At 69.6% G+C, this 25,097-nt stretch carries 23 protein-coding genes and 1 tRNA gene; 8 read left to right on the top strand and 16 right to left on the bottom strand.

Going from position 1 to position 25,097, the window contains the following annotated elements:
• Positions 1–173: 173 nt before the first annotated feature.
• The 3 genes from AB0P18_RS11740 to AB0P18_RS11730 all read left to right on the top strand — a co-directional run bounded on the left by AB0P18_RS11740 (position 174) and on the right by AB0P18_RS11730 (position 3,466).
• Entirely contained in the window at positions 174–1,835 is a 1,662-nt protein-coding gene (locus AB0P18_RS11740; protein WP_363360192.1) for an MDR family MFS transporter, read from the top strand.
• An 11-nt stretch (positions 1,836–1,846) separates the two neighbouring features.
• The gene (locus tag AB0P18_RS11735; RefSeq protein WP_363360158.1) at positions 1,847–2,302 is read left to right on the top strand and encodes a MarR family transcriptional regulator; all 456 of its coding nucleotides are present in this window, start codon (positions 1,847–1,849) and stop codon (positions 2,300–2,302) included.
• Positions 2,303–2,437: 135 nt separating this feature from the next.
• Positions 2,438–3,466: an NADP-dependent oxidoreductase gene (locus tag AB0P18_RS11730; RefSeq protein ID WP_363360157.1), complete on the top strand. Its 1,029-nt coding sequence runs from the start codon at positions 2,438–2,440 to the stop codon at positions 3,464–3,466.
• Between the two features lie 5 nt (positions 3,467–3,471).
• Here AB0P18_RS11730 and AB0P18_RS11725 read toward each other — a convergent pair whose 3' ends face one another.
• On the bottom strand, positions 3,472–4,362 hold the full coding sequence (locus AB0P18_RS11725) for a LysR family transcriptional regulator ArgP (protein ID WP_363360191.1): 891 nt from the start codon (positions 4,360–4,362) through the stop codon (positions 3,472–3,474).
• 71 nt (positions 4,363–4,433) lie between these two features.
• Here AB0P18_RS11725 and lysE point away from each other — a divergent pair, with 71 nt between their 5' ends.
• Positions 4,434–5,102: an L-lysine exporter gene (gene lysE / locus AB0P18_RS11720; RefSeq protein ID WP_363360156.1), complete on the top strand. Its 669-nt coding sequence runs from the start codon at positions 4,434–4,436 to the stop codon at positions 5,100–5,102.
• A 44-nt stretch (positions 5,103–5,146) separates the two neighbouring features.
• Positions 5,147–5,416 (top strand): acylphosphatase, encoded by a 270-nt coding sequence (locus tag AB0P18_RS11715; RefSeq protein WP_363360155.1) that lies wholly within the window; start codon positions 5,147–5,149, stop codon positions 5,414–5,416.
• Between the two features lie 17 nt (positions 5,417–5,433).
• On the opposite strand, the gene AB0P18_RS11710 is transcribed toward AB0P18_RS11715, so the two are convergent.
• The 14 genes from AB0P18_RS11710 to gabT form a co-directional block, all read right to left on the bottom strand.
• Complete coding sequence (locus AB0P18_RS11710; protein ID WP_344055400.1) at positions 5,434–6,204, bottom strand: amino acid ABC transporter ATP-binding protein; 771 nt, start codon at positions 6,202–6,204, stop codon at positions 5,434–5,436.
• Positions 6,191–6,862 carry an amino acid ABC transporter permease gene (locus AB0P18_RS11705; protein ID WP_344055401.1) on the bottom strand — a complete coding sequence of 224 codons (672 nt, stop codon included), beginning with the start codon at positions 6,860–6,862 and terminating at the stop codon, positions 6,191–6,193. Before AB0P18_RS11705 ends, AB0P18_RS11710 begins: the two co-directional genes overlap by 14 nt.
• 61 nt (positions 6,863–6,923) lie before the next feature.
• Positions 6,924–7,736 carry an amino acid ABC transporter substrate-binding protein gene (locus tag AB0P18_RS11700; protein WP_363360154.1) on the bottom strand — a complete coding sequence of 271 codons (813 nt, stop codon included), beginning with the start codon at positions 7,734–7,736 and terminating at the stop codon, positions 6,924–6,926.
• Between the two features lie 77 nt (positions 7,737–7,813).
• Entirely contained in the window at positions 7,814–8,503 is a 690-nt protein-coding gene (gene rplA / locus AB0P18_RS11695; protein ID WP_344055403.1) for a 50S ribosomal protein L1, read from the bottom strand.
• Positions 8,504–8,517: 14 nt separating this feature from the next.
• Complete coding sequence (rplK, locus tag AB0P18_RS11690) at positions 8,518–8,949, bottom strand: 50S ribosomal protein L11 (RefSeq protein WP_344055404.1); 432 nt, start codon at positions 8,947–8,949, stop codon at positions 8,518–8,520.
• A gap of 262 nt (positions 8,950–9,211) precedes the next feature.
• The gene (locus tag AB0P18_RS11685) at positions 9,212–10,042 is read right to left on the bottom strand and encodes a DUF559 domain-containing protein (protein ID WP_363360153.1); all 831 of its coding nucleotides are present in this window, start codon (positions 10,040–10,042) and stop codon (positions 9,212–9,214) included.
• Between the two features lie 254 nt (positions 10,043–10,296).
• A complete protein-coding gene (nusG, locus tag AB0P18_RS11680; protein ID WP_344055407.1) occupies positions 10,297–11,430 on the bottom strand; it encodes a transcription termination/antitermination protein NusG in 1,134 nt (377 codons plus the stop codon).
• 52 nt (positions 11,431–11,482) lie between these two features.
• Entirely contained in the window at positions 11,483–11,749 is a 267-nt protein-coding gene (gene secE, locus AB0P18_RS11675; RefSeq protein ID WP_344055408.1) for a preprotein translocase subunit SecE, read from the bottom strand.
• Positions 11,750–11,794: 45 nt separating this feature from the next.
• A tRNA-Trp gene (locus tag AB0P18_RS11670) sits at positions 11,795–11,867 on the bottom strand.
• A 186-nt stretch (positions 11,868–12,053) separates the two neighbouring features.
• Positions 12,054–13,421 (bottom strand): NAD-dependent succinate-semialdehyde dehydrogenase, encoded by a 1,368-nt coding sequence (locus tag AB0P18_RS11665; RefSeq protein ID WP_363360151.1) that lies wholly within the window; start codon positions 13,419–13,421, stop codon positions 12,054–12,056.
• A gap of 34 nt (positions 13,422–13,455) precedes the next feature.
• A complete protein-coding gene (locus AB0P18_RS11660; protein ID WP_344055872.1) occupies positions 13,456–15,012 on the bottom strand; it encodes an APC family permease in 1,557 nt (518 codons plus the stop codon).
• 8 nt (positions 15,013–15,020) lie between these two features.
• Positions 15,021–15,905, bottom strand: coding sequence for a universal stress protein (locus tag AB0P18_RS11655; RefSeq protein WP_363360150.1), 885 nt, complete (start codon positions 15,903–15,905; stop codon positions 15,021–15,023).
• Entirely contained in the window at positions 15,902–17,260 is a 1,359-nt protein-coding gene (locus AB0P18_RS11650; protein WP_344055411.1) for an NAD(P)/FAD-dependent oxidoreductase, read from the bottom strand. The genes AB0P18_RS11655 and AB0P18_RS11650 overlap by 4 nt, the downstream gene beginning before the upstream one ends.
• A gap of 84 nt (positions 17,261–17,344) precedes the next feature.
• Positions 17,345–18,715, bottom strand: a complete 1,371-nt coding sequence (gene gabT / locus AB0P18_RS11645) for a 4-aminobutyrate--2-oxoglutarate transaminase (RefSeq protein ID WP_363360148.1) — start codon at positions 18,713–18,715, stop codon at positions 17,345–17,347.
• A gap of 63 nt (positions 18,716–18,778) precedes the next feature.
• On the opposite strand from gabT, the gene AB0P18_RS11640 reads away from it, so the two are divergent.
• Together AB0P18_RS11640 and AB0P18_RS11635 are read left to right on the top strand one after the other, a co-directional pair.
• Positions 18,779–20,377 carry a PucR family transcriptional regulator gene (locus AB0P18_RS11640; RefSeq protein WP_363360190.1) on the top strand — a complete coding sequence of 533 codons (1,599 nt, stop codon included), beginning with the start codon at positions 18,779–18,781 and terminating at the stop codon, positions 20,375–20,377.
• Positions 20,378–20,412: 35 nt separating this feature from the next.
• Positions 20,413–21,786 carry an FAD-binding oxidoreductase gene (locus AB0P18_RS11635; RefSeq protein WP_363360189.1) on the top strand — a complete coding sequence of 458 codons (1,374 nt, stop codon included), beginning with the start codon at positions 20,413–20,415 and terminating at the stop codon, positions 21,784–21,786.
• 28 nt (positions 21,787–21,814) lie between these two features.
• Here the strand turns inward: AB0P18_RS11635 and AB0P18_RS11630 are convergent, their stop codons facing one another.
• A complete protein-coding gene (locus AB0P18_RS11630) occupies positions 21,815–23,293 on the bottom strand; it encodes a helix-turn-helix domain-containing protein (RefSeq protein WP_363360147.1) in 1,479 nt (492 codons plus the stop codon).
• Between the two features lie 137 nt (positions 23,294–23,430).
• On the opposite strand from AB0P18_RS11630, the gene aceB reads away from it, so the two are divergent.
• Positions 23,431–25,077 carry a malate synthase A gene (gene aceB, locus AB0P18_RS11625; RefSeq protein WP_363360146.1) on the top strand — a complete coding sequence of 549 codons (1,647 nt, stop codon included), beginning with the start codon at positions 23,431–23,433 and terminating at the stop codon, positions 25,075–25,077.
• Positions 25,078–25,097: the final 20 nt, after the last annotated feature.

The raw sequence follows: 25,097 nt of genomic DNA, 5'->3' as shown, positions 1-25,097 counted from the left end.
AATAGTTGACGCGTCTCAACCATTTACCTTATGGTTGACACAGATCAACAGTTGACTCAGATCAACTTGTCGCGCCACCGTCGCCGCGTCCCGCCGCCTCCCGCCGAAGGATCGCCATGTCCGCCACTTCTCTCACGACGTCCGAAACCGTCGAGCTTCCCGACAAGCCCGCCATGACGCACCGCCAAGTGCTCGAAGCCCTCTCGGGACTCCTCCTCGGCATGTTCGTCTCGATGCTCGCCTCGACCGTCGTCTCGACCTCGCTGCCGGTCATCATCCACGACCTCGGCGGCACGCAGGCGTCCTTCACCTGGGTCGTCACCGCGACGCTGCTGACCACGGCGATCTCGACTCCGATCTGGGGCAAGCTCGCCGACCTGTTCAACCGCAAGCTCCTGATCCAGATCGCGATCGTGATCTTCGTCCTGGCGACCGCGGCCGCGGGCTTCTCCCAGTCGCCCGAGATGCTCATCGCGTTCCGGGCCGTGCAGGGCATCGGCGCCGGCGGTCTCGCGGCGCTCAGCCAGGTGCTCATGGCCGACATCATCAGCCCGCGGGAGCGCGGCCGCTACATGGGGCTCTTCGGGGCGGTCATGGCCGTCGCCACGATCGGCGGCCCGCTGCTCGGCGGCGTGATCACCGACACGCTGGGCTGGCGGTGGAACTTCTACGTCGCCCTCCCCTTCGCCGTGCTCGCCCTGATCATCCTGCAGCGGACCCTGCACGTGATCCCCCGTGCGCGCCGGAAGGTGTCGATCGACTACGTCGGGATCGTGCTGCTGTCCACCGCGGTCGCCCTGCTGCTGATCTGGGTGACCCTCGTCGGCGACTCGTTCGAATGGTGGAGCCTGCAGACCGTCCTGATGGTCGGCGGCGCGATCCTCGGCACCGTGCTGTTCGTGGTCACCGAGCTGCGCGCGAAGGAGCCGCTGATCCCGCTGTCGCTTTTCCGCAACCGCACCTTCACGCTCGCCGTGATCGCGTCGATCGCCACGGGGATCGCGATGTTCGGCGCGTCGGTCTTCCTCAGCCAGTTCATGCAGCTCGCCCGTGGAGCGACCCCGACCGAGGCCGGTCTCATGACGATCCCCATGATCGCGGGGCTGTTGATCGCGTCCGTCGGAGTGGGGGCGCTCATCACCCGCCTCGGGACGTGGAAGCCGTTCCTGATCCTCGGTGCAGTCTTCCTGACGGCCGGTTCGTTCCTGCTCTCCACGATCCACTACGACACGAACTTCCTCCTGGTTTCGCTCTACATGTTCCTGCTCGGCGCGGGTGTCGGCATGACGATGCAGAACCTCGTGCTGGTGGTGCAGAACACGTCCGACCCCAACGAGATCGGCGTCGCGAGCGCGGGCGTCACGTTCTTCCGAAGCCTCGGCGGAACGATCGGCGTCTCCCTCATGGGCGCGGCCCTCGCTTCGCGCGTGAGCGAGCTCGTCACCGCGGGCAAGGACGACATCACCGCGACTGTCATGAGCCTCGGCGCGGACGCGCAGAAATGGGCGGACACGCTCAGTTCGGGAACCCTCCCGCAGGTCTCGGCGATGCCCGCGGCGCTGCGCGTGATCTTCGAGGACATCTACGCGCAGGGCATCTCGCACTCGTTCCTCATCGCGGTGCCGTTCGCCGTGATCAGTCTGATCGCGATCGTGTTCCTGCCCAACACGCCGCTGACCCGAATGACCACGACGGAGCGCATCCGCGCGAGCGAGGCCGACCTCGCCACGGTGTCGGTCTCCGAGGGAATGGACGCCGTCGCCGCCACCGCTGACGACGCGAAGGCGGATGCGGCTCCCGCGACCCCGACACGGGCCTCGCGCCGCGCACGGTAAATTCGACGGTGATGGACGAGACGACGGGCGAGGAGCGCGCCGAGGCGGTGCGCGCCCTCGAGTCCGAGTTCAGCGAGCTGATCACGCGGGTGCGGAGGGTGATCGCGGAGAACGCGAATCGCGTCAGTCCGGGGATGCTGCCGGGGGCCTACAAGGTCTTCACCACGATCGTCCGTCGGGAGAGCGTGACCCTCTCCGCCCTCGCCGACTCGCTGATGGCCGACAAGGGTCAGATCAGCCGCACGGTCCGCGAACTCGAGGACCTCGGCCTCGTCTCCCGAACTCCCGACCCGTCGGACGGGCGATCGAGCCTGCTCTCCCCCACGCCGCTCGGACTGGAGCGCCTCTCGCTCGCCCGTGCGCCGCAGGAGGGCATCCTGATGGAGTCCCTGGAGAGCTGGCCGGTCGAGCAGATCCGCGACCTCACCCGGCTCCTGCACGCGCTGACCTCGGGCGAGATGCCCTGAGCTGAAGGCGAACTCACCGGCGGGCTTCCCGAGCCGGTAGCACCGGCGTAACACGGCAGAGACATAGTCGCGCTTGACTGTGGGAACAGCAGAAGAGTGCTGCCGAAGCCGACATGCACCCGGAAGGAGCGACCCATGAGATTCCGGCCGCTGCGACCAGCCCCCGCCGCCGAGACGCCTGCCCCGGTGGCGGATCCGCCCGAGACGATGCGCGCGGCGGTGATCGATGAGACCGGCACCCCGGCCGCGCTGCACGAGGCGACCGTGCCGGTTCCTTCCCCTGTGCTGAGCGAACTCCTCGTGCGCGTCGTCGCCGCCGGGATCAACCCGATCGACGCCAAGACGCGCAGCGGCAAGGGCGTCGCGGCGGCGATCACCGACTTCCCGAGTGCGCTCGGCTTCGATTTCAGCGGCATCGTGGTGCGCTCCCCGTACGAGTCGCACCCGCTCGCCCCCGGCACCCCGGTCTTCGGGATGGTGCCCTTCCCGCGCACGGGCGGCAGCTACGCGGAGTACGTCGTGGTCCCCTCGCAGTCGGTGGCCCGCAAGCCCTCGGCGCTGTCCCACGTCGAGGCGGCCGGCGTTCCGCTGGCGGCGCTGACCGCGTGGGGGCTGGTCGTGGAGACCGCTCACGCGCACGAGGGTCAGCGGATGCTGATCCACGCCGGCAGCGGCGGTGTCGGCCACTTCGCCGTGCAGTTCGCCGCGTACTTCGGCGCCCACGTCACGGCCACGGGCTCCGCCCGCAACGCGTCGTGGCTGCGGGAACTCGGCGCCTCGGTGGTCCTGGACCACACGACGACCCGCTTCGAAGACGTCGTCGCCGACGTGGACGTGGTGATCGATCTCGTCGGCAATGTGCACGACCGCACGGGCGAGCGCTCCCTCACGGTGCTGCGCCCGGGCGGCCTGTATGTGCTCGTGCCGACCGGCTCGTGGCCGGAGTACTCCGAGGCCGCGGACGCCGCAGGCGTGCGGGCGACATCCTTCAAGGTCATCCCCGACGGCGGTGCGCTGGCCACGATCGCGCGGCTGCTGGACTCCGGCGCGATTCAGGTCTACATCGATCGCGTGTTCGAGCTTGCCGACGCGGCGGCCGCGCACACCGAACTCGAACAGGGGCACACGCGAGGCAAGATCGTCCTGCGCGTCAGCGACGACTGATCAGATCAGGCCGCGCTGCGCAGCACGCGCCGACCCTCGGTCACGATCTCGTCGGCGATCGCGTCGAGCAGCGGGGAGCGGAGGTTCCACTGCTGCCAGTAGAGCGGCACATCCAGCGGCGGCCCGCCGAGCAGGACCAGCGCGCCGTCGCCGAGCGCCTGCGCGGACTGGAATAGCGGCAGCATCCCCCAGCCGAGTCCCGCCCGCACGGCAGCCGCGAAATCGCTCGACGCCGGGACGAAGTTCCGCGGCGGAACAGTCTGGTCGACCCCGTGCGTGCGCAGCCAGCGGGTCTGCAGATCATCACGCCGATCGAAATCCACCAGGGGCGCGATCGCCAGCGCTGCCGGATCGGCACCGTCCGGCATCCACTCCGCGGCGAACGCGGGGGTCGCGACGGCTTCGTACCTCATGGCGCCGAGCGGACTCACGCGACAGCCGGCGACCGGGCGCTCGCGTGAGGTGACCGCGCCCATCACGGTTCCGGACTCCAGCAGGCCTGCGGTGAAGTCCTGGTCGTCGCGGTGGAGCTCGAAGACGACCGGATGCCGCTCCGCGAGTCGCGCGAGCGGATCGAGGAACCAGGTCGCCAGCGAGTCGGCGTTCACGGCCAGCGGCACGGTCGTCCGTGCGGCGGCGTCGTCGCCGAGGCCCGCGAGGGCGTCGTGCTCGAGGAGGGCGATCTGGCGGGCCATCCGGACGACGGCGGCTCCGGCATCCGTGAGCCGCGCAGGTTTCGAACGCACGAGGACCACGCGGCCGAGCTGCTCCTCGAGCGTCTTGATCCGCTGGCTGACGGCGGACGGGGTCACGCGCAGTCGTCGGGCGGCGGCATCCAGCGTCCCCTCGTCGATCACGGCGGCGAGGGTGAGAGCGAGGTCGGGAGGGATGCGCATCATGAGAGATTCTAATGGTGATGAAGAATCTTCAGCTGTACTGCATGCGGCGAACCGCCTAGCGTCGAAGAGTGCTCACTCCCCTGCTCGCCGGCGTCGGTCTCGGCTTCTCGCTCATCGTCGCGATCGGCGCCCAGAACCTGTTCGTGCTGCGGCAGGGGATCCGTCGCGAGCATGTCGTGCTGGTCGCGTCGATCTGCGCGGTCTCCGATGCGGTGCTCATCGCTCTGGGCGTCTCCGGCGTCGGACTCGTGCTGCAGGCCGTGCCGTGGCTGATCGATGTGGTGCGCTGGGCGGGTGCGCTGTTCCTCATCGGCTACGGCCTGCTGGCGGCGCGGCGCGCGTGGCGCCCGTCGGGTGAGGCACTCGGGTCCTCAGCGCCGGCGCCCGGCACGACCGCGGCGAGCGCCGGCGCGACCGCGGCGACCGCCGGCGCGACGGCCGTGGCCACCCGGGCGATCCCCGTCGTCGCGACATGCCTGGCACTGACGTGGCTGAACCCGCACGTGTACCTGGACACCGTGTTCCTCCTCGGGACTGTCGCGAACACCCACGGCGACCAGCGGTGGGTGTTCGCCGCCGGCGCCATGGCCGCGAGCGTGATCTGGTTCTTCGCCCTCGCGTTCGGCGCGCGCTACCTGGGCCGGTGGCTCGGCACGCCGCGCGCCTGGCGCATCCTCGACGCGATCATCGCCGTCGTGATGGTCGCGATCGGCGTCAGCCTCGTCCTGCCCCACTGACGCCGCGGTACCCGATCCCGCGGCGACCACGGCACGATGGAGGCATGAGATGCGTCCACGTGATGGTGCACGGCCGGGTGCAGGGCGTCGGCTACCGGTACACGATGCGGACGGTCGCCGCGGCCGCGGGGGTCGCCGGGTGGGTGCGCAACCTTCCGGACGGCAGCGTCGAGGCCGAGATCGAGGGCACGCACGAGCAGATCGACCGGGTCGTGGCGTGGATGGCGCAGGGGCCGCCGGGCGCGCGCGTCGACACGGCGATGGTGACGGATGCCGAACCCACCGGGAAGCCCGGCTTCGTCGTCCGCGACTGAGGCTGCGACCGGGCGGATCAGTCCTCGAAGGGCCGCAGGATCCGGTCGAGGAAGCGCCGTGTGCGGTCGTGCTGCGGGTCGGTGAGGATCTCGCCCGGCGCCCCGCGCTCGAGGATGACACCGTCGTCGAAGAACAGGACCTCGTCTGCCACCTCGCGCGCGAACGCGAGTTCATGTGTGACGATCACCATGGTCCAGCCTTCGTCGGCGAGCTCCTTCAGCACGACGAGCACTTCGCCGACCAGTTCGGGATCCAGCGCGCTCGTCGGCTCGTCGAAGAGGAGCAGCGACGGCTGCAGGGCGAGCGCCCTGACGATGCCGACGCGCTGCTGCTGGCCGCCGGACAGCGCGAACGGCAGCGCGTCCCGCTTGTCGGCCAGCCCGACGCGCTCGAGCAGCGCCTCCGCCCGGGCGATCGCCTCCGCCTTCGGGACGCCGTGCGCGTAGATCGGCCCCTCCGTCACGTTCTGCAGGACCGTGCGGTGGGGGAAGAGATTGTGGTGCTGGAAGACCATCGCAGAACGATCGCGCAGGGCGATCCGGTCGGCCTTGGAGACCGGGCGGGCGAAGTCGATCACCGGGCCGCCGTCGAACGCGATGAGACCGGCATCCGGCGTCTCGAGGCCGTTGAGACAGCGGAGCACGGTCGTCTTGCCGGACCCGCTGGGCCCGATGAGAGCGACCACCTCACCGCGACGCACGTCGAAGTCGACGCCGTCGAGCACGCGGTTCGCACCGAAGCTCTTCGTGAGGCCGGAGACGCGAAGGAGGGGATCAGTGGGCGACATAGCGGTCCAGCCTCTTTTCGATCGCGCTCTGCCCGCTCGAGAGGACGAGGCAGATGATCCAGTAGATGAGGGCGGCCTCGAGATAGATCGCCATGAACTCGAACGAGAACGCCGCGATCTGCTGGGCCTGCCGGAAAAGCTCCGTGACGAGGATCGTCGAAGCGAGCGAGGTGTCCTTCACGAGGGAGATGAAGGTGTTGGACAGCGGAGGAACGGAGACGCGAGCGGCCTGCGGGAGGACGATCCTCGTGAGCGTGCGACCGCGGGACAGTCCGACGGTGTGCGCGGCCTCCCACTGCCCGCGCGGCACCGAGAGGATCGCCGCGCGGACGACCTCGGCGGCGTACCCGCCGACGTTGAGGGAGAACGCGATGATCGCGGCCGGCCACGGATCGATCACGACGCCGACCGAAGGCAGCCCGTAGAAGATGACGAACAGCTGCACCAGGAGCGGTGTGCCGCGGATGACCGAGATGTAGGCCCGCGCGATGCCGGCCAGCACCACGTTGCCCGACAGACGCATGAGGGCGAGCCCGATCGCGATGATCAGCCCGAGGGCGAACGAGGCGAGCGCGAGCGGAATCGTCCCGGTGATCGCTGCGAGCAGCAGCGGCCAGAACGAATCGACCAGCAGCTGCCAGATGCCGGGATCTGCCATGTGCCCTCCTCGATCGCGTTGATCGCCGCCGGCCCGGGACGGGCCGGCGGCGGCTCTGAGGTTACTGCGTGACGTCCTCGCCGAAGTACTTCTCGCTGATCTTCGCCAGCGTGCCGTCGGCGCGCAGCGCGGCGAGCGCGTCATCGATCGCGGCGGCGAGCGCTTCCTTGTCCTTCGTGAGCGCGAAGGCGCTGAGACCGGGGTCATCGGTCTCGGCGGCGATCTTGAGCCCGGTCGGGCCCTCGCTCTTCTCGTAGTCGAGGAAGGTCAGGTTGTCGTTGATCGTGGCGTCCACGCGGCCCTGCTGCAGGAGGGCGACGGCCTGCGCCCAGCCTTCGACGGCCTCGACGGTCGCGCCGCTGGACTGAGCGAGCTCGTACCAGTTGCTCGTGAGCGACTGGGCGGTCGTCTTGCCCGCGAGGTCGGCGAAGCTCGTGATCGAGTCGTCGTCCTCGTTCACGACGATGACGCCCGGGGAGACGGTGTACGGCTCGCTGAAGAGGTACTTCTCCTCGCGCTCGGGGTTGATCGAGACCTGGTTGGCGATCACGTCGAAACGTCCGGCATCCAGGCCGGCGAAGATCGCGTCCCACTGGGTCTCCTGGAAGGACACCTTCAGACCCAGCTCGTCGGCGACGGCCTCGGCGATCTCCACGTCGAACCCGACCAGATCGCCGGACTCATCGTGGTAGCTGAAGGGTCGATAGGTGCCCTCGGTCGCGACCGTGAGGGTGCCGGCCGACATGAGGCCGAGGTCGCCGTCCGCGGACGGTGCGGAGGCGGAGCCGGGCGGGGAAGCCGAACCGGAGCACGCGGAGAGCGTGAGGGCGGCGGCCAGAGCGGTGGCGGCGAGCAGAAGGGGGCGGCGGGACATGGGGGCTCCTGAGTGTGGATACGGGGGAAATGGACGAAGGGCCCCACCACTGGTGAGGCCCTTCGTCGGACGGATCGTCAGAGTGCGTTGACGTCCAGCGGGATGCCGGGACCGAACGTGGTCGACACCGCACCCTTCTGGATGTAGCGGCCCTTCGAGCTGGAGGGCTTGAGGCGGATGATCTCCTCGAGCGCAGCCTTGAGGTTCTCGTCGAGCTGGTCGGCCGAGAACGAGGCCTTGCCGACGACGAAGTGCACGTTGGCGTGCTTGTCGACGCGGAACTCGATCTTTCCGCCCTTGATCTCCTCGACGGCCTTGGCCGGGTTCGGGGTGACGGTACCGGTCTTCGGGTTGGGCATGAGACCACGGGGGCCGAGCACCTTTCCGAGTCGACCGACCTGGCCCATGAGCTCGGGGGTCGAGACCGCCGCGTCGAACGACGTGTAGCCGCCCGCGACCTTCTCGATGAGCTCCGCGCCACCGACCTCGTCGGCGCCGGCGGCGAGGGCGGCCTCAGCGGCCGGACCCGTCGCGAAGACGATCACGCGGGCGGTCTTGCCGGTGCCGTGGGGCAGGATGACGGTGCCGCGCACCATCTGGTCGGCCTTGCGGGGGTCGACGGCGAGCTTGAGGGCGACCTCGACGGTCGAGTCGAACTTCGCCGACCCCGTCTTCTTCGCGAGCTCGACGGCCTCGGTGGGCGTGTAGAACTTGTCCGCGTCGATCTTCGCCGCGGCGGCCTGGTATGCCTTGGACTTGGTAGCCATGATCGTTATCCCCCTCAGTCCTCGACCGTGATGCCCATGGAGCGGGCGGTGCCGGCGATGATCTTCGAGGCGGCCTCGATGTCATTCGCATTCAGGTCGGGCTGCTTGACCTCGGCGATCTCGCGGACCTGGGCCTTGGTGAGCTTGCCGACCTTGGCCGTGTGCGGGGTCTGCGAGCCCTTGGCGACGCCGGCCGCCTTCTTGATGAGCTCAGCCGCCGGCGGCGTCTTGAGGATGAACGTGAAGCTGCGGTCCTCGTAGACGGTGATCTCGACGGGGATGACGTTGCCGCGCTGCGCCTCGGTGGCCGCGTTGTACGCCTTGCAGAACTCCATGATGTTGACGCCGTGCTGACCGAGCGCCGGACCGATCGGCGGCGCGGGGTTGGCCGCACCCGCCTTGATCTGGAGCTTGATCAGGCCGGTCACCTTCTTCTTGGGTGCCATTGTGTTCCTGTTCTTCGTGCGCCCCGTGGGGCGCGCTTCCACGAACCAGGCGAGTCCTGGACGTGGTGGGGTTTTCGTCGCGCGATGGGCGCAACCGCTCAAGTCTACCTGATCCGCTCCCCCGGCATCCCCTCTCGCCTCCAGCCCCGCTCGACGTGCGAGATCGCGGAGATGTGCAGAATGACGGATGCCGCGCGGGCGATGTGTCCGTCATCTTGCACATCTCCGTCATCCGGCGCACCACGCCCTGCCCAGACGGTGCTCACGCGGCCCGATGCAGCCCCTGCGCGACGGCGCGCACGATCACGTCATGGACCTCCGCCCACCGCGTCATGATCTGCACATAGTCGATGCGGATCACGTGATAGCCGAGCAGCGTCAGGCGCGCATCGTGCGCGATGTCGCTGCGGCGCTGTGCGCCGACGTGGTGTCCGCCGTCGATCTGCAGGACGAGGCGGTCGCCGACGAGGAAGTCGACCGGATGCCCCGCGAGCCACACCTGCTGACGGATCGGCAGCCGCAGGAATCGCAGGCGCACCGGAATGAAGGTCTCGAGCCCCGAATCTGAGTGCAGCGAGCACTCCTCGAGCAGCGATCGCGCGGCGGGGGCGAGGGGCATGAGCCGGAGCGACTCGCGGGCGACGAGGCCCTGCCGGAGCGCGGATTCCCACACAGCCATCGCCCGCTCGTGAGGCTGACAGCCCGCGATCGCCGCAAGGACGTTCTCGACCGGGTCGGCGACGGCATCGGGATGCCGCGGCACGAGCGGGCGCCCCCAGTGCACCCGCGTCCCCGCCCGGACCTCCCCGATGTGGCGCTTCGGCGGCGCCGCCACATGGACCGCACCGTCCCCGAGCACCCACAGTCCGAGCCTCTCGGCCTGTGTGACGCAGGAGACGACCACTCCGGCGCGCGCCGCCGCGACCAGCAGCGGATCGGCGTCCGGCAGCGCGACCCAGCCGTTGCGCGGGCGGATCAGCTCCCGCGTCGAGACCGCGTGCTCGATCGCCCGCCGCGGCACGCCGGCCGCCCGCAGCGCCGCAACCCTGACCACGCCGCCGCCCGTGGCGACGACATCCCTCACGAATCCCATCCCCGCAGACTTCCGCGTCGCGCGCACTGCCACCGGAGCGCCGGCGTGATTGGGGAAGACGCGCGGGGGTCCGGGCGGTGGGGAGGAGTGGATGCCGCGCAGAAGTGCGGAGATGTGCAGAATGACGGATCCTCTGCGCCCCCAGCATCCGTCATCGCGCGCATCTCCGTCATCCTGCACATCGACGCGGCCGAGCGCGGGCGCAAAGCGAAAGCGCCCCGTCGAAGACGAGGCGCTTTCGGGATCCGAGTGGATCAGAGCTTGGTGACCTGGTCGAACGACAGCTCGACCGGGGTCTCGCGCTCGAAGAGCGAGACGAGGACCGTGAGCTTGCCGCTCTCGGGCTTGATCTCGCTGATCGTGCCGGGAAGACCCGCGAACGAGCCCTCCTTGATCGTGATGGTCTCGCCGACCTCGAAGTCGACCTCGGCGGGGATGCTGCGCGCGACGGCCTGGCTGCCCTTGGCGGCGGCCCCCTTGGCGGGCGCGACCTCCTTGACCTCGACGAGGGACTTCAGCATGTTGAAGGCCTCTTCGAAGCGCAGCGGCGTCGGGTTGTGCGCGTTGCCGACGAAGCCGGTGACACCGGGCGTGTGGCGGACGACCGACCAGGTGTCCTCGTTGAGCTCCATGCGCACGAGCACGTAGCCGGGGATCCGGACGCGCGTGACCATCTTGCGCTGACCGTTCTTGATCTCGACGACGTCCTCCATCGGGACCTCGATCTGGTAGATGTCCTCTTCGACCTCGAGCGTGGACTTGCGCTGCTCGATGTTGGCCTTCACCTTGCGCTCGAAGCCGGCGTAGGAGTGGATGACGTACCACTTGCCGGGGAGCATGCGCAGCTCGGTGCGGAACGTCTCGTAGGGGTCCTCGTCGACGTCGGACTCGTCGTCGGCGGCGTCCTCATCGACCGGGGCGATCGCCGCGTCAGCCGCGTCGACGGAGGCTTCGACCTCGTCCACGACACCGGCGGCGGCATCCACGTCTGCGACGAACTCGGCATCGAGGACCGGCTCGTCCTCATCGCCGTTCACGTCCGGGCCGTCGTACGGGGTCACGTCGTCGGCATGCTCGGCGGCGTACTCCGCCTCCTCCTCGGCCAGCGAGTCGGTCAGCACCTCTGCGGCCGCCTCGACCTCGGCGGCCTCGTCGATGTTCAGAGCGTCGTTCACGATCGCGTCCGCCTCCGGGTCGTCGATGTCGATGTCGTCCAGGTCCTCGAGTCCGTCCTCGTCCTCGTCCACGATGTGCACGGCGAGGTGCTCGGCCGGCGTGTTCGCGCGGTCCTCCTCGGCGAGGATGTTGCCCTCTTGGGCTTCGTCGTCCTCCGAGGACTGCTCGGCAGCGGTCGCCCAATCGGCGTCGTCGACATATCTTTCAGACAATTGCGTTCTCTTCCTTCGGGAGCAGCGGCTGCACCCCGTGCGAATCAGATGGTCAGGCCGGGACGCCGAAGACGACGGTCGTGACCCAGACGAAGAGCAGGTCGAGCCCGTAGACCAGAGCCATCATGATGATGACGAAGCCGAGCACCACGCCGGTGTACTTGATGAGCTCCTGGCGGGTCGGCGTGACGACCTTGCGGAGCTCGGCGAGCACCTGACGGATGAACAGTGCGATGCGGGCGAAGATGTTGGGCTTCTTCTCCCGGGGTGCACCGGCGCCCGAGGGGACGATTTCGCCCTTCGGCTCGTCTTGGACCATCGAGACCACCTGATTACCTTCCGTGTGTCAGCTTCGGCTGACGCGCAGGGCGGACAGGAATCGAACCTGCAACCTGCGGTTTTGGAGACCGCTGCTCTGCCAATTGAGCTACCGCCCTAGAGACCTCACGGCCTCGGGATGTCCACAGTCTTTCACCACAACCTGGATGAGAGGGAGCTGGCCCGAGCACCGGGCACGGCGAAAGAATGCAGACTTCAACTGCACGCTCCAGTGTACGGCATGCCTTGCACCCGGGCGAACCCGCGCCCGCCGCGAAAGGCGGGCGCGGGACGGATGCCGAGGGTCACGCGCCGATGCGCACGAGCTTCTTGTTCACGAACTCGTCCGCAGCGAGCAGCCCCATCTCGCGGCCCGTGCCGGAGCGCTTCACGCCGCCGAAGGGGAGCTCGGGCGAGTCCGCCAGGACGAGGTTGACGTAGACCATGCCCGCGTCGATCTTGTCGGCGATGCGCTCGGCCTGCTCGGCGTCCGTCGTGAAGACGTACGATCCGAGGCCGAACGGGGTGTCGTTCGCGATCCGCACCGCTTCGTCCTCGTCCCGGACCCGGTAGACCACACCGACGGGGCCGAAGAACTCCTCGCGGTAGGCGTCCATCTCCGGGGTCACGTCCGTGAGCACCGTGCCGGGGAAGAACGCCCCGTCGCGCGTGCCGCCGGCCACGAGCGTCGCGCCCTGCGCGACGGCCTTGTCGACCTGCTCCTGCAGGCGCTGCGCCGCGAGCTCCGAGGAGAGCGGGCCGAGCACGGTGTCCTCGGCGAACGGGTCTCCGACCTTCGCGCCGGTGAGGATCGCCGTGAACTTCTCCACGAACGGCTCGTAGAGGTCGTCGGCAACGATGAACCGCTTGGCGGCGTTGCACGACTGGCCCGTGTTGTCCAGGCGCGCGTCGGCGGCGGCCTGGACCGCGGCGTCGAGGTCGTCCGTGGACAGCAGGATGAAGGGGTCCGAGCCTCCGAGCTCGAGCACGACCTTCTTGAGGTTGCGTCCTGCCACCTCGGCCACGGCCGAGCCGGCGCGCTCCGAACCGGTCACCGAGACGCCCTGCACGCGGGGGTCGGCGATCACCGTCGCCGCCTGGTCGTTCGTGATGTACAGGTTCGTGTACGCCCCGTCGGGGAAGCCGGCCGTACGGTACATGTCCTCGATCGCGGCGGAGGACTCCGGGCACTGAGGTGCGTGCTTGAGCAGGATCGGGTTGCCCACGAGCAGGTTCGGCGCGGCGAAGCGGGCGACCTGGTAGTACGGGAAGTTCCACGGCATGATGCCCAGCAGCACGCCGAGCGGCGAGCGGCGGATCACCGCGGTGCCCTCCGCGAGGATGTCGATGGGCTCGTCCTTCATGATCCGCTCGGCGTTGTCGGCGTAGAACTCCGTGATGTCCGCGGCGAAGTCCACTTCGCCCAGAGCAGCCTCGAGGGGCTTGCCCATCTCGCGGACGATCGTCGCCGCCAGTTCCTCCCGGCGCTCCCGGTGGAGCTCCGCGACGCGGCGCAGGAGCCCGGCGCGCTCGGACACCGCGGAGGTGTGCGCCCACCCCTTGGCGGCCTCGTACGCCGACGCGAGCGCCTGCTCGAGCTCGGCATCCGTCGTCAGCGGGTATTCGGCGAGCGTCTGCCCCGTCGCGGGGTTGACGACCTTGTAGTCACTCATGTTTCTCCGTTCGCTGGGATATCTACTCTGCCGGTCACCGGCGCGCGCGGCGCAGGCTCGCGGGTGCGTCGAGGGAAATCGTCTCGCCGCGGAAGAAGGCCGGACGCTTGATCGCCTGCCAGATCATGATCACGATGCCGAGCCCGATCACGACGACACCGAGGATGAAGACGAGCCCCAAGCCGCCGATGTTGGATCCGCTGCCGTAGTCGGGGCTCATGCTGTCGATGAGCGTCTTGCCGAACAGGAACAGCAGGATGACGCCGCCGACGAGCGGGAACAGGAACGTGAAGAAGACGTTCCGGGTCGTGTCGAACCACTGCTTGCGGAAGTACCAGACGCACGCGAAAGCCGTGATGCCGTAGTAGAAGCAGATCATCATGCCGAGCGTCGTGATGGTGTCCCACAGCACGTCCTCGCTGATGAAGCGCATCACGGCGTAGAACACCGACGCCACGACCGCCGAGACGATCGTCGCGAAGCCCGGTGTGAAGAACCGCGGGCTCACCTCGGCGAAGCGACCGGGCAGTGCGCCGTAGTGGCCCATCGCCAGGAGCGTGCGCGCCGGCGAGACGAACGTGGACTGCAGCGATGATGCCGAGCTCGTCAGCACCGCGAGGGAGACCAGGAACGCGAACGGTCCGAGGATGGGCCCGGACAGGTAGAAGAACACGTTCGACTGGATGTCCTCGTTGCCGAGACCGAGTCCTTCCGTCCCGGTGCCGGCGAACGCCAGGAGAGAGACCGAGATCAGCAGGTACAGCGCGAAGATCGTGAGCACGGTCAGGGTCGCGGCGCGCCCCGGCGTCTTCTCGGGGTCCTTGGTCTCCTCGTTCATCGTGAGGGTGACATCCCACCCCCAGAAGATGAAGATCGACAGCGAGAGGCCCGCGACGACCGCGGCGAAGTCGCCGACCGCGAACGGGTTGAACCACGACAGCTCGACCGGGCTCGCGTCGAACGCGTTGCCCTGGGCGACGTGCGCGAAGGCGGCGACCGAGAAGATCACGAGCACGAGCACCTGGAACGTGACCAAGACGTACTGCAGCTTCTGCGTGGTCTGCATGTCGCGGTAGGACACGAACGTCGCCCCGAGCATGAACAGCAGACACACCGCGACGTTGATGAACGGGTTGAAGGCGAGCTCCGCGATCGTGCCGGGGCTTCCGGCGATCTGGTCGATCAGGAGGAAGAGGAATTCGACCGCGATGCCGGCGAGGTTGGACAGCACGAGGATCGTCGCCGCGATGAGCCCCCACCCCGCCATCCAGCCGACCCAGGGGCCGAACGCGCGGGTGGCCCACGTGAACGACGTGCCCGAGTCGGGCATCGAGCGGTTGAGCTCGCGGTAGCCGAACGCGACGAGGAGCATCGGGATGAAGCCGACGATGATGATCGCCGGCACCTGGAAGCCCACTTCGGACACCACCGGGCCGAGGGCGGCCGTCAGCGTGTAGGCGGGGGCGATGCAGGAGATGCCGATCACCACCGCGCCGATCAGGCCCACGGTGCCGGCGCTCAGGCCCTTCTTGGACAGATCGGTCTTGGCACCCTTTTCGCCCGCGGACGCGAGCGGCGCCGCAGCGCCCATGTGTTCGCTCATTGCGACACTCCTTCAGAGACGCGCGTGCGGGGCACCACGATCATCGGAACAGGAAGCTCGTGCAGCATCTTCGCCGCCGTCGAGCCGAGGAACAGCCGCCGTGGCTGCGCGAGACGACTGGATCCGACGACCGCGAGCTCGCCGGGCTCCCAGCTCAAGTGGGCCACGGCGTCCTCGATGCTGTCGCCCTTGGCGACGACCACCTCGGCGTCCACGTCGGAGAGCGCGGCCCGCGCCCGGCTGAGCACTTGATCGGCATGCGCGGCGCCGGCGACCTTGATCACGCCGGTGTCGATGCTCGCCGGCAGGTCGACCGTGACCAGCGACAGCAGCCGCAGTTCGGCGCCCGTCGAGGTCGCGAGCGACGTCGCCTCCTCGAGAAGCGCGTCCGCGCCGGGGCGGGTGCCCACGGCCGCGGTGATGCGAGTGATTCCGGTCGCCGGGTCCACGCGCCGCGACCCCTCGGGAGCGAGCACGACGGGCACATCGGAGGAGTGCAGGAGCTCGGTGGCCACCGAGCCGAGCCGGTGGCGCCCGCGCAGACCGCCGTTCGCCGCGCCGACCACGATGTGCGACGCACCGAATTCGTCGGCGGCCGCCACGAGGCCCTCCGCGAACGAGTCGGCGAAGCGGACGTGCGGCGTGACGGCGATGCCCGCCGGAACGAGCCGGTGCGCGTCCTCCAGCCAGGCACCCGCCTGACCGGTCAGGTAGCGGTCGTAGCTCGCGTCCGGCGGGGTGATGACGCTGCGATCGTCGCCCGGCAGGACGACGACGAGATCGAGTGCGGATCCGGATGCCGCGGCCAGGCGCGCACCGAGGGCGACGGCATCCTTCCCGGCGGTCGTGGCGGTGTATCCGACGACGATCCGCCCGCTCATGCGCGTGCTTCCTGGAGGATCTGCTCCGCCGCGAGACGGCCCATGCGGATCGCACCGTCGACATGCTGGTAGCCGGCACCGGCGAGGTCGCTGCACGCGAAGTGGATCGGCCCGACGCTCGAGCGCAGGTCGGCGCCGTAGCGGTGCAGGCCGCCGAGGTCGAAGCTCGCGGCGTATGCGCCGCGCGTCCACTCCTCGCTGCCCCAGTCGCTCTCGTAGTAGACGATCGGGTTCTTCGCCTCGGGACCGTAGTAGTGCGACAGCGACTCGAGGATCCGCTCCTTGCGCTCCTCGGCCGACAGACGGAACACGTCGTCGGCGCGCTGATCGGAGACGAAGCCGACGAGCGTGCCGCGCTCATCGCCGTGGTTGGTGTTGTCGTACGCCTCGTGTGAGAGCTCGTACGGGCTGAACGCGGTGCCGGACAGGCCCTGTTCGCGCCAGAACGGGCGGTCGTAGACGGCATGCACCTTGATCACGAAGCCCATCGAGATGTGCTGGTGCATCTGGTGCTGCAGGCGCGGAAGGGCCGGCACGAACGAGATGCGCGGGTACAGGTTCGGTGCGAGGGCGAGGATCGCGAACCGCGCGCGCACCGTCATGCCGTCGGCGATCGCGGTCACTCCGCCGTCGGAGTAGTCGATCGTGCGGACCGGCTGCTCGAGGAACACATCGTCGCCGAGACGCTCGGCCAGCAGCAGCGGAACCTGCTGCAGGCCGCCGACGACGCGCTTGTCGAGGATGAAGTCGGCGTCGACGAGGTGCGAATACGAACCCGCGGATGCCGCCATCAGGAGCGACTGCAGGAGCGAGAACGAGTGAGTCGGCTTGGTGAGCATCGCCGAGCCGGTCGCGAAGGCCAGGTTGCGGACGGCCTCGTCGTCGTCGGTCTGCGCGCGCAGCCACGCATCCCACGAGATCGAGTCCCACTCGGCGGCCTTCTCGTGCGCCCAGGGACGGTCGGGGTCGATCTCGGCGACCATCGCATCCAGGCGCTCGGTGATCTCGGCGATCACCGCCTCCGTCTCGGGCGAGACGGGGAACATCTCGCCCGTGAAGCGTTTGGCGACACCGTCCGGCCCGACGTACACGCTGTCGCCGTCGCGGTAGCGGCTGAAGGTCTCGAGTCCGAGCTCGGCGACCGTGTCGATCAGCGCGTCCTGATCGGGTGAGACCCACTGCCCGCCGATCTCGAGCATGGCGCCCTCGATCACGTCGGTGTGCAGGCGTCCGCCCACGCGGTCGCGTGCTTCGAGCACCGCGACCGACAGGCCCGCCTTCTTCAGCTCGTTCGCCGCGGTCAGGCCGGCGGCACCGGCCCCCACGATCACGACGTCACGGTTCAGCTCGACCACGTCGGCTCCTTTGCTCGAAACACGGGGGAAGTGCACGGTGACCGCGCCACGCCCGGCTCCCCCACCGGACGGTCCGCGGGTGATTCAGGCTGCGGCGAGAGCCGCTTCCACGACGTCCAGCGCTTCGTGGAGCAGTTCGTCGGAGATCGACAGCGGCGGCAGGAACCGGATGACGTTCCCGTACGTGCCGCACGTGAGCACGATGACGCCTTCCGCGATGCACGCCTTCGCGATCGTCGAGGTCAGCGTGCCGTCGGCGTCGCCGGTGGCCGGGACGACGAACTCGGCGGCGATCATCGCGCCGCGTCCGCGGATGTCGCCGATGCGCGGATCAGCGCTCTGCATGCGGCGGAGACGGTCGGTGAGGATCGCGCCGATCTGCTCGGCGCGCTCGGTGAGGCCGTCGTTCTCGAACACGTCGATCGCGGCGAGCGCCGCGGCGCACGCGAGCGGGTTGCCGCCGTACGTGCCGCCCAGGCCGCCGGCGTGGGACGCGTCCATGATCTCGGCGCGACCGGTCACGGCCGCGAGCGGCAGGCCGCCGGCAATGCCCTTCGCGGTCGTGATCAGGTCGGGCTCGATGCCGAACAGGTCGCTTGCGAACATCGCACCGGTACGGGCGAAGCCCGTCTGGATCTCGTCCGCGATGAAGACGACGTTGTTGCTGTGGCACCACGTGAGGAGCCCCTGCAGGAAGCCGTCGGCGGGGACGATGAAGCCGCCCTCGCCCTGGATCGGCTCGATGATGACCGCCGCGAGGTTGTCCGCTCCGACCTGCTTCTCGATCACGGAGATCGCCTTGCGCGCCGCATCCGCCCCGCTGAGCCCCCCGTCGCGGAACGGGTAGGACATCGGCGCGCGGTAGACCTCGGATGCGAACGGCCCGAAGCCGCTCTTGTAGGGCATGCTCTTGGCCGTCAGTGCCATCGTGAGGTTCGTGCGACCGTGGTAGCCGTGGTCGAAGGCGACGACGGCCTGCTTCTTGGTGTACTTCCGCGCGATCTTCACCGCGTTCTCCACCGCTTCGGCGCCCGAGTTGAACAGGGCGCTCTTCTTGGCGTGGCTGCCCGGCGTGATGCGGTTCAGCGCCTCCGCCACGGCGACGTACGACTCATACGGCGAGACCATGAAGCACGTGTGGGTGAACTGCGCCACCTGCTCCTGAACGGCAGCGACGATCCTGGGGTGCGCGTTGCCGAGCGTGGTCACCGCGATGCCGGCGCCGAGGTCGATCAGCGAGTTGCCGTCGGCATCCACGACCACGCCGCCGCCGGCGGCGACAGCCTGGATCGGCACGGTGTGCCCGACCCCCGCGGCCACGGCATCCGCCTTGCGTGCCAGCAGCTCCTGCGAGCGCGGGCCCGGGATGCTCGTGACGATGCGGCGCTCCTGCGGGAGCGTGGGTCCGCCCAGCGGAACGGGCGCGGTCAGGGTGTCGGTCGCAGTCGTGCTCATGGTCGCGAGCGTAGACCGCCGTTTCTCGGCGCTGCACCTGACAGGTTGTACATTCTGTTGAGCGTGCTGTACGGGCAGTACATCTCAGGAGGTCTCGTGGACATCGCCGCCGACACCCCGACCCTTCGCGCCCTCCTCGCGCGCACCGACCTGAGGCTGCGTCTGGCTGAGCCGGATGTCGCGCCGGAGGCGCTGGACCGCTCGGTGCGCTGGGTGCACAGCTCCGACCTGGCCGATCCGACGCCGTTCCTGTCGGAAGGGCTCGTGCTGCTGACCACCGGCACGCAGTTCCAGGACGCCGGCGACGATGCCGAGGCGTGGGCGGCGTACGTGCGGCGCCTCGGCGAGCGCGGCGTCGTCGGGCTCGGGTTCGGGACGGAAGTCGTGCGGGAGGGCATCCCGGCACCGCTCGCCGCCGCGTGCCGCGAGCAGGGCATGCCGCTGTTCGAAGTGCCTTATCGGACGCCGTTCATCGCGGTCGCGCGCGCGAACGCCGAGGCGATCGCGGCGCAGACCTACGCGCGGCGCAGCTGGGCTCTGGCCGCGCAGCGGGCGATCGCGCTCGCCGCGCTCCGCCCGGACGGCCTCGGCGCGACGGTCGCGGAGCTCGCGCGACAGCTCGGCACCTGGGTCGGGATGTACGACGCGGCCGGTGAGCTCACTCGTGAACACCCCGCCGGCGGCCTCGCCGCCGAAACCGCGGGCGATCTGCACGACGAGGTCGGCGCGGTGCTGCGTCGTGGCGCTCGGGCGGGTTCAGCGCTGCGCATCGGCGACACCGCCTTCTCGTTGCAGACACTCGGCCGCGGCGGACACCTGCGCGGTGTCATCGCGATCGCCGCGGGCGACCTCGATCAGGAGGGGCGCGGCGTGGTGACCGCCGTCATCGCGATGGCGGGTCTCGCGCTCGAGCAGCAGCAGGGTCTCGCCCGCGCGCGCGGCGCACTGCGCGCCGGGCTCGTGCACTCGCTCGTGACCGACGATCCCACGCTGGCACGTCGGGTCTCGCGCGACCTGTGGGGCCCCCTGCCCCCGGCGCCCGTCATCGTCGCCGTGACGGAGGCGGCGGCATCCGGAACCGGCGGTCGGGCGACGGCGGCCCGTTCCTCCCGGGCGGACGGACTCGCGGAGCTGCTGGAGCTGCGCGCCGAGGAGCGCCGCGGGTCGCTCTTCTTCGGGCGCGGCGACGACGGCCTGGTGATGGTCGTCCCCGCGGCCGAGCGCGCCGTGATCGACGAAGTGGCAGAACGCTTCGAGCTGCGCGTAGGGGTGTCCGACCCCGTCGGCTACGACGCTTTCGCCGCAGCGATCGGACAGGCCACCCTGGCGCGCGATCGGGGGGTCGGCCCGGTGACCGCGTTCGCGGACGTCGCCGCGTCCGGGGTGCTGTCGGCGCTCACCGCGCAGTCCCGAACGCTCGCCGCCGCCGAACTCGGTCCGCTCCTCGTGCACGACGAGCGACACGGCACCCACCTGATGCAGACGCTGCGCGCGTGGTTCGACGACGACTGCTCCCACGAGAGCACCGCGCGCTCGCTGGGCGTGCACCGTCACACGGTGCGGACCCGGCTCGCTCTGGCGGAGCAGGTGCTCGGGCGAGACCTCGGGTCGTTCGCGGCCCGCGCCGAACTGTGGGCGGCGCTGAGGGTCCTGGAGAGCTGACTCCGCGCCGCGCTGGCTATCCTGAGCCGGTGGCGGTGCGCAACGGCGAGACCTCGTGGTGGTGGCGAGAGCTCGGCGGCGCGCCCGCACCACGCCCGCCGCTCCCCGGCGACACCGACGCCGACGTCGCGATCGTCGGCGCCGGGTACACCGGTCTGTGGACGGCGTACTATCTCGCGTCGTTGCAGCCGGATCTGCGCATCGTCGTGCTGGAACAGCGCTTCGCCGGATTCGGCGCTTCCGGCCGCAACGGAGGGTGGCTCACGAACTCGGTCACGGGCGGGCGCGAGCGCTTCGCGCGCAGCCACGGCCGCGCCGCGGCGATCGCCCAGCAGCGGGCGCTGAACGAGACCGTCGACGAGGTGATCGCCGTCGCCGGCCGGGAGGGCATCGACGCCGACGTCGTCAAGGGGGGCGAGCTCAACGTCGCCCGCACGCCCGCGCAGCTCGCACGCCTGCGCGCCGCGGCCGTCGCGGAGCATGCGTGGCCGCACACCGACGTCGAGGAGTGGGATGCCGCCGCGACGGCGACCCGGATCGCCGTCGACCGCGCGCTCGGCGGGCTGTGGCACCCGCACGCGGCGCGCGTGCACCCCGCGAAGCTCGCCGCAGGTCTCGCCGCAGCCGTCGAGCGGCGCGGAGTCGTGATCCACGAGAACACTCGTGTGACCGAGATCGCGCCCGGGCGGGCGATCACCACGCGCGGCACGGTCCGGGCGCCGTTCGTGCTGCGTGCGACCGAGGGATTCACGCCCGATCTGCGGGGTCAGCATCGCACGGTCCTGCCGATGAACTCGTCGATGATCATCACCGACCCGCTGCCGACGGCGGCGTGGGATCGGATCGGGTGGGGCGGGCGCGACGTGCTGGGCGACTTCGCGCACGTGTACATGTACGCGCAGCGCACCGCGGATGACCGCATCGCGTTCGGCGGGCGCGGTGTGCCCTACCGCTACGGGTCGCGCGTCGACGCCGACGGCCGCACGCAGGAGCGAACCGTCCGCTCGCTCACCGCCCTTCTGCGCGCGTTCTTCCCGACCGCCGCCGAGATCCCCGTCGCGCACGCGTGGGCGGGCGTGCTCGGGGTGCCGCGGGACTGGGCGGCCTCGGTCGGACTGGACGCGGCATCCGGAATCGGCTGGGCCGGGGGCTACGTCGGCACCGGCGTGACCGCGACGAACCTCGCCGGGCGCACGCTGGCCGACCTCGTCCTGGGTCTCGACACCGAGCTCGCGCGACTGCCGTGGGTCGGTCACCGCGCGCGGCGGTGGGAGATCGAGCCCGTCCGATGGCTCGCCGTGCACGGCATCTACACGGCCTACCGCGCCGCCGACCGGGCGGAGTCCCGCGGCTCGTCCTCGCGCACGTCGGCCTTCGCTCACGCGGCCGATCTGATCGCCGGGCGCTGAACCCGTTCCCGGTGGGCGACGGCGCGACTCAGCGCGGCGCGTGCGCCTCCAGGAACTCGTAGACGTCCGTGGTGTCCACCCCGGGGAACGACCCGGTCGGCAGCGTCGCGAGCAGCGTCCGCGGCGTCCGCACGTTGGGCCACGAATTGTCCCGCCATACGGCCTCGAGGTCGGCGGGAGCGCGACGGCAGCAGACTTCGACCGAGTGCTTCGAGACGCCGCGGTTCGGGGTGTCCCGCCCGAGGAACCACTTCGTGTCGTCGAAGCGCACCCCGACCGACACCGAGTGCGCGCCTTCGCTGGAGAGCTCGACGCGCGCGGTGCACCAGTACGTGCCGTTGCCGGTGTCGGTGTACTGGTAATACGGATTGAAGTGATCGTCCTCGTCGAACACGACGCGTGACGTCCACTTGCGGCAGCACATCTGCCCCTCGATCGACCCGAGCCGGTCGGTCGGGAAGTTCACGTCGTCGTTCTCGTAGGCCTTCGTGATCGTGCCGGACTCGTGCACCTTCAGGAAGTGCACCGGGATGCCGAGGTGCACCGTGGCGAGGTTCGTGAAACGGTGGGCGGCGGTCTCGTAGGACACCGAGTACGCGTCGCGCAGGTCTTCGATCGACACGGCCTTGCGGCCCTTCGCCTCCTGGAGGAACGGCACCGCGTGATCCTCGGGGATCAGGAGAGCTCCCGTGAGGTAGTTCGTCTCCACGCGCTGCCGCAGGAACTCCGCGTAGCTCGTGGGCTCGGTGTGTCCGAGGATCCGGCTGGACAGCGCCTGCAGCACCGCGGTGCGCGGGTCGCCCTTCGAGGCGAGCCGGCTGGAGAGGTAGAGCCGGCCGTTCTTGATGTCGGCGACGCTGCGCGTGGTCTGCGGCAGGTCGGACACGTAGTGCAGCGTGAAGCCGAGATGGGCGGCGATGTCGGATGCCGTCCGCTGCGTCAACGGACCGCCGGGGTGCCCGACAGCGTCGAGGATGCCCAGCGCCTGCTTCTCCAGCTCCGGGAAGTGGTTGTTCTGCGTGCGCATCAGCCGGCGCAGCGCCACGTTGGCCCGCCGCGCCTCCTCCGGGGTCGCCGCGCGCTCGTCGCGCAGCCGTTCGATCTCACCCTGGAGCGCGAGCATGGCCTTCAGCGCGTCGTCGGGCACGGTCTTGCCGATCCGGAACGGCGCGATCCCCAGCGCCTGGAACGTCTGTCCCTTCATCGCCCGCTCCAGGGCGATCTCCATCGAGGCGCGCTCGTCGAGCGGCTCGGATTCCAGCAGCGCATCCAGCGTCGAATCCAGCGCGCGCGCGATCGAGCGCAGCAGCGTGAGCTTCGGCTCGCGACGACCGTTCTCGATCATCGACAGCTGGCTCGGCACGCGGTCCACCGCGGACGCGAGCTCGTCGAGCGTCATGCCGCGCGCGGTGCGCAGCTGCCGGATGCGGCGGCCGATCGTGAGCGAATCCACCTCTTCATCGTCGAGGACTTCCGTGGCGGCATCCGCTGTTCCCGAGGTCTGCATGTCGCGATTCTGTCACGAATGGCGAATTTCCTCGAAACTTCACACCGGCATTCGTCGGTTCGGACCCCGAACTTCACCCCACAGTGGACTCACGGGCGGCACCACCGCCGCTCATCCGTTCACAGAAGGACATCGACATGACACCTGCAACCGCCACACTGACCGCCCCCACCACGGCGCCGGCGCCGGCCGTTCAGGTCGTCGGACGTCTCGCCCCGCGGTACGACGAGATCCTCACCCCGGAGGCGCTGGCCTTCGTCGCCGAACTGCACCAGCGTTTCGGCGGACGCCGTCACGACCGTCTCGCCGATCGGATGCGGCGCCGCTTCGAGATCGGCAACGGCCACGACCCGCGCTTCCGTGACGACACCGCGCACATCCGCGAGGACGCCGAATGGCGGGTCGCCGGAGCCGGACCTGGGCTGGAGGACCGCCGCGTGGAGATCACCGGGCCCACCGACCCGAAGATGACGATCAACGCGCTGAACTCCGGCGCGCGGGTGTGGCTGGCGGACCAGGAGGACGCCACGAGCCCCACGTGGAAGAACGTGATCGAGGGGCAGCTGTCGCTGCGCGACGCGATCCGCGGCGAGCTGTCGTTCACGAACGACGCCGGAAAGACCTACGAGGTCACCGCCGAGCGGACGCCCACGATCGTGATGCGCCCCCGGGGCTGGCACCTGAGCGAGGCCCACCTGCGGTTCACCGACCGGGCCGGCCGCGAGATGGCGGCATCCGGCTCGCTCGTGGACTTCGGGCTCTACTTCTTCCACAACGCCGAGCAGCTGATCGCGAACGGCCGCGGCCCGTACTTCTACATCGCGAAGCTGGAGTCCAGCGAAGAGGCCAAGCTCTGGGACGACGTGTTCACGTTCAGCGAGCGCTATGTCGGCATCCCGCACGGCACGATCCGCGCGACCGTGCTGATCGAGACGCTGCCGGCCGCGTTCGAGATGGAGGAGATCCTGTTCGAGCTGCGCGACCACTGCGCGGGTCTGAACGCCGGACGCTGGGACTACATCTTCTCGATCATCAAGAACTACCGCGGCCGCGGCGCGCGCTTCGTGCTGCCGGACCGCAGCGAGGTCACGATGACCGTGCCGTTCATGCGGGCGTACACGGAACTGCTCGTGAAGACGTGCCACAAGCGCGGCGCTTTCGCGATCGGCGGGATGAGCGCGTTCATTCCGAACCGCCGCGACCCCGAGGTGACGGCGCGGGCATTCGAGAAGGTGGCCGCGGACAAGAAGCGCGAGGCCGGCGACGGCTTCGACGGCACGTGGGTGGCCCACCCCGACCTGATCCCGACGGCGATGGCCGAGTTCGACGCCGTGCTCGGCGACCGACCGAACCAGATTGACCGCCAGCGCGACGACGTGCACGTGCGGGCAGCCGACCTGCTGGACGTGCACATCGGCCGGCCGGTGACCGCGGAGGGCGTGTACGCGAACGTGTCGGTGGCGATCCGCTACATCGAGGCATGGCTGCGCGGGCTCGGCGCCGTGGCGATCGACAACCTGATGGAGGATGCCGCCACCGCCGAGATCTCGCGATCGCAGGTGTGGCAGTGGATCCACCAGGACCGTACGACCGAGGACGGCACCCTGATCACCCGCGACTACATCGAGGGCCTGATCACGCGCGTGCTCACCGAGGCCGACCGCCGTGACGAGGACCGGTTCGAGGACGCCGCCGAGGTGTTCCGCGAGGTGGCGCTGCGCGAGGAGTTCCCGACGTTCCTCACGCTGACCGCGTACGCGAAGTTCCTGGTCGAAACCGACTGACCCCTCTTTCCGCCACACAC

Source organism: Microbacterium sp. NPDC064584 (assembly GCF_040687315.1).
Lineage (GTDB): Bacteria > Actinomycetota > Actinomycetes > Actinomycetales > Microbacteriaceae > Microbacterium > Microbacterium lacus.
The sequence above is the reverse complement of the archived record's forward strand: the minus strand, read 5'-3'. Positions and strand labels throughout refer to the sequence as shown.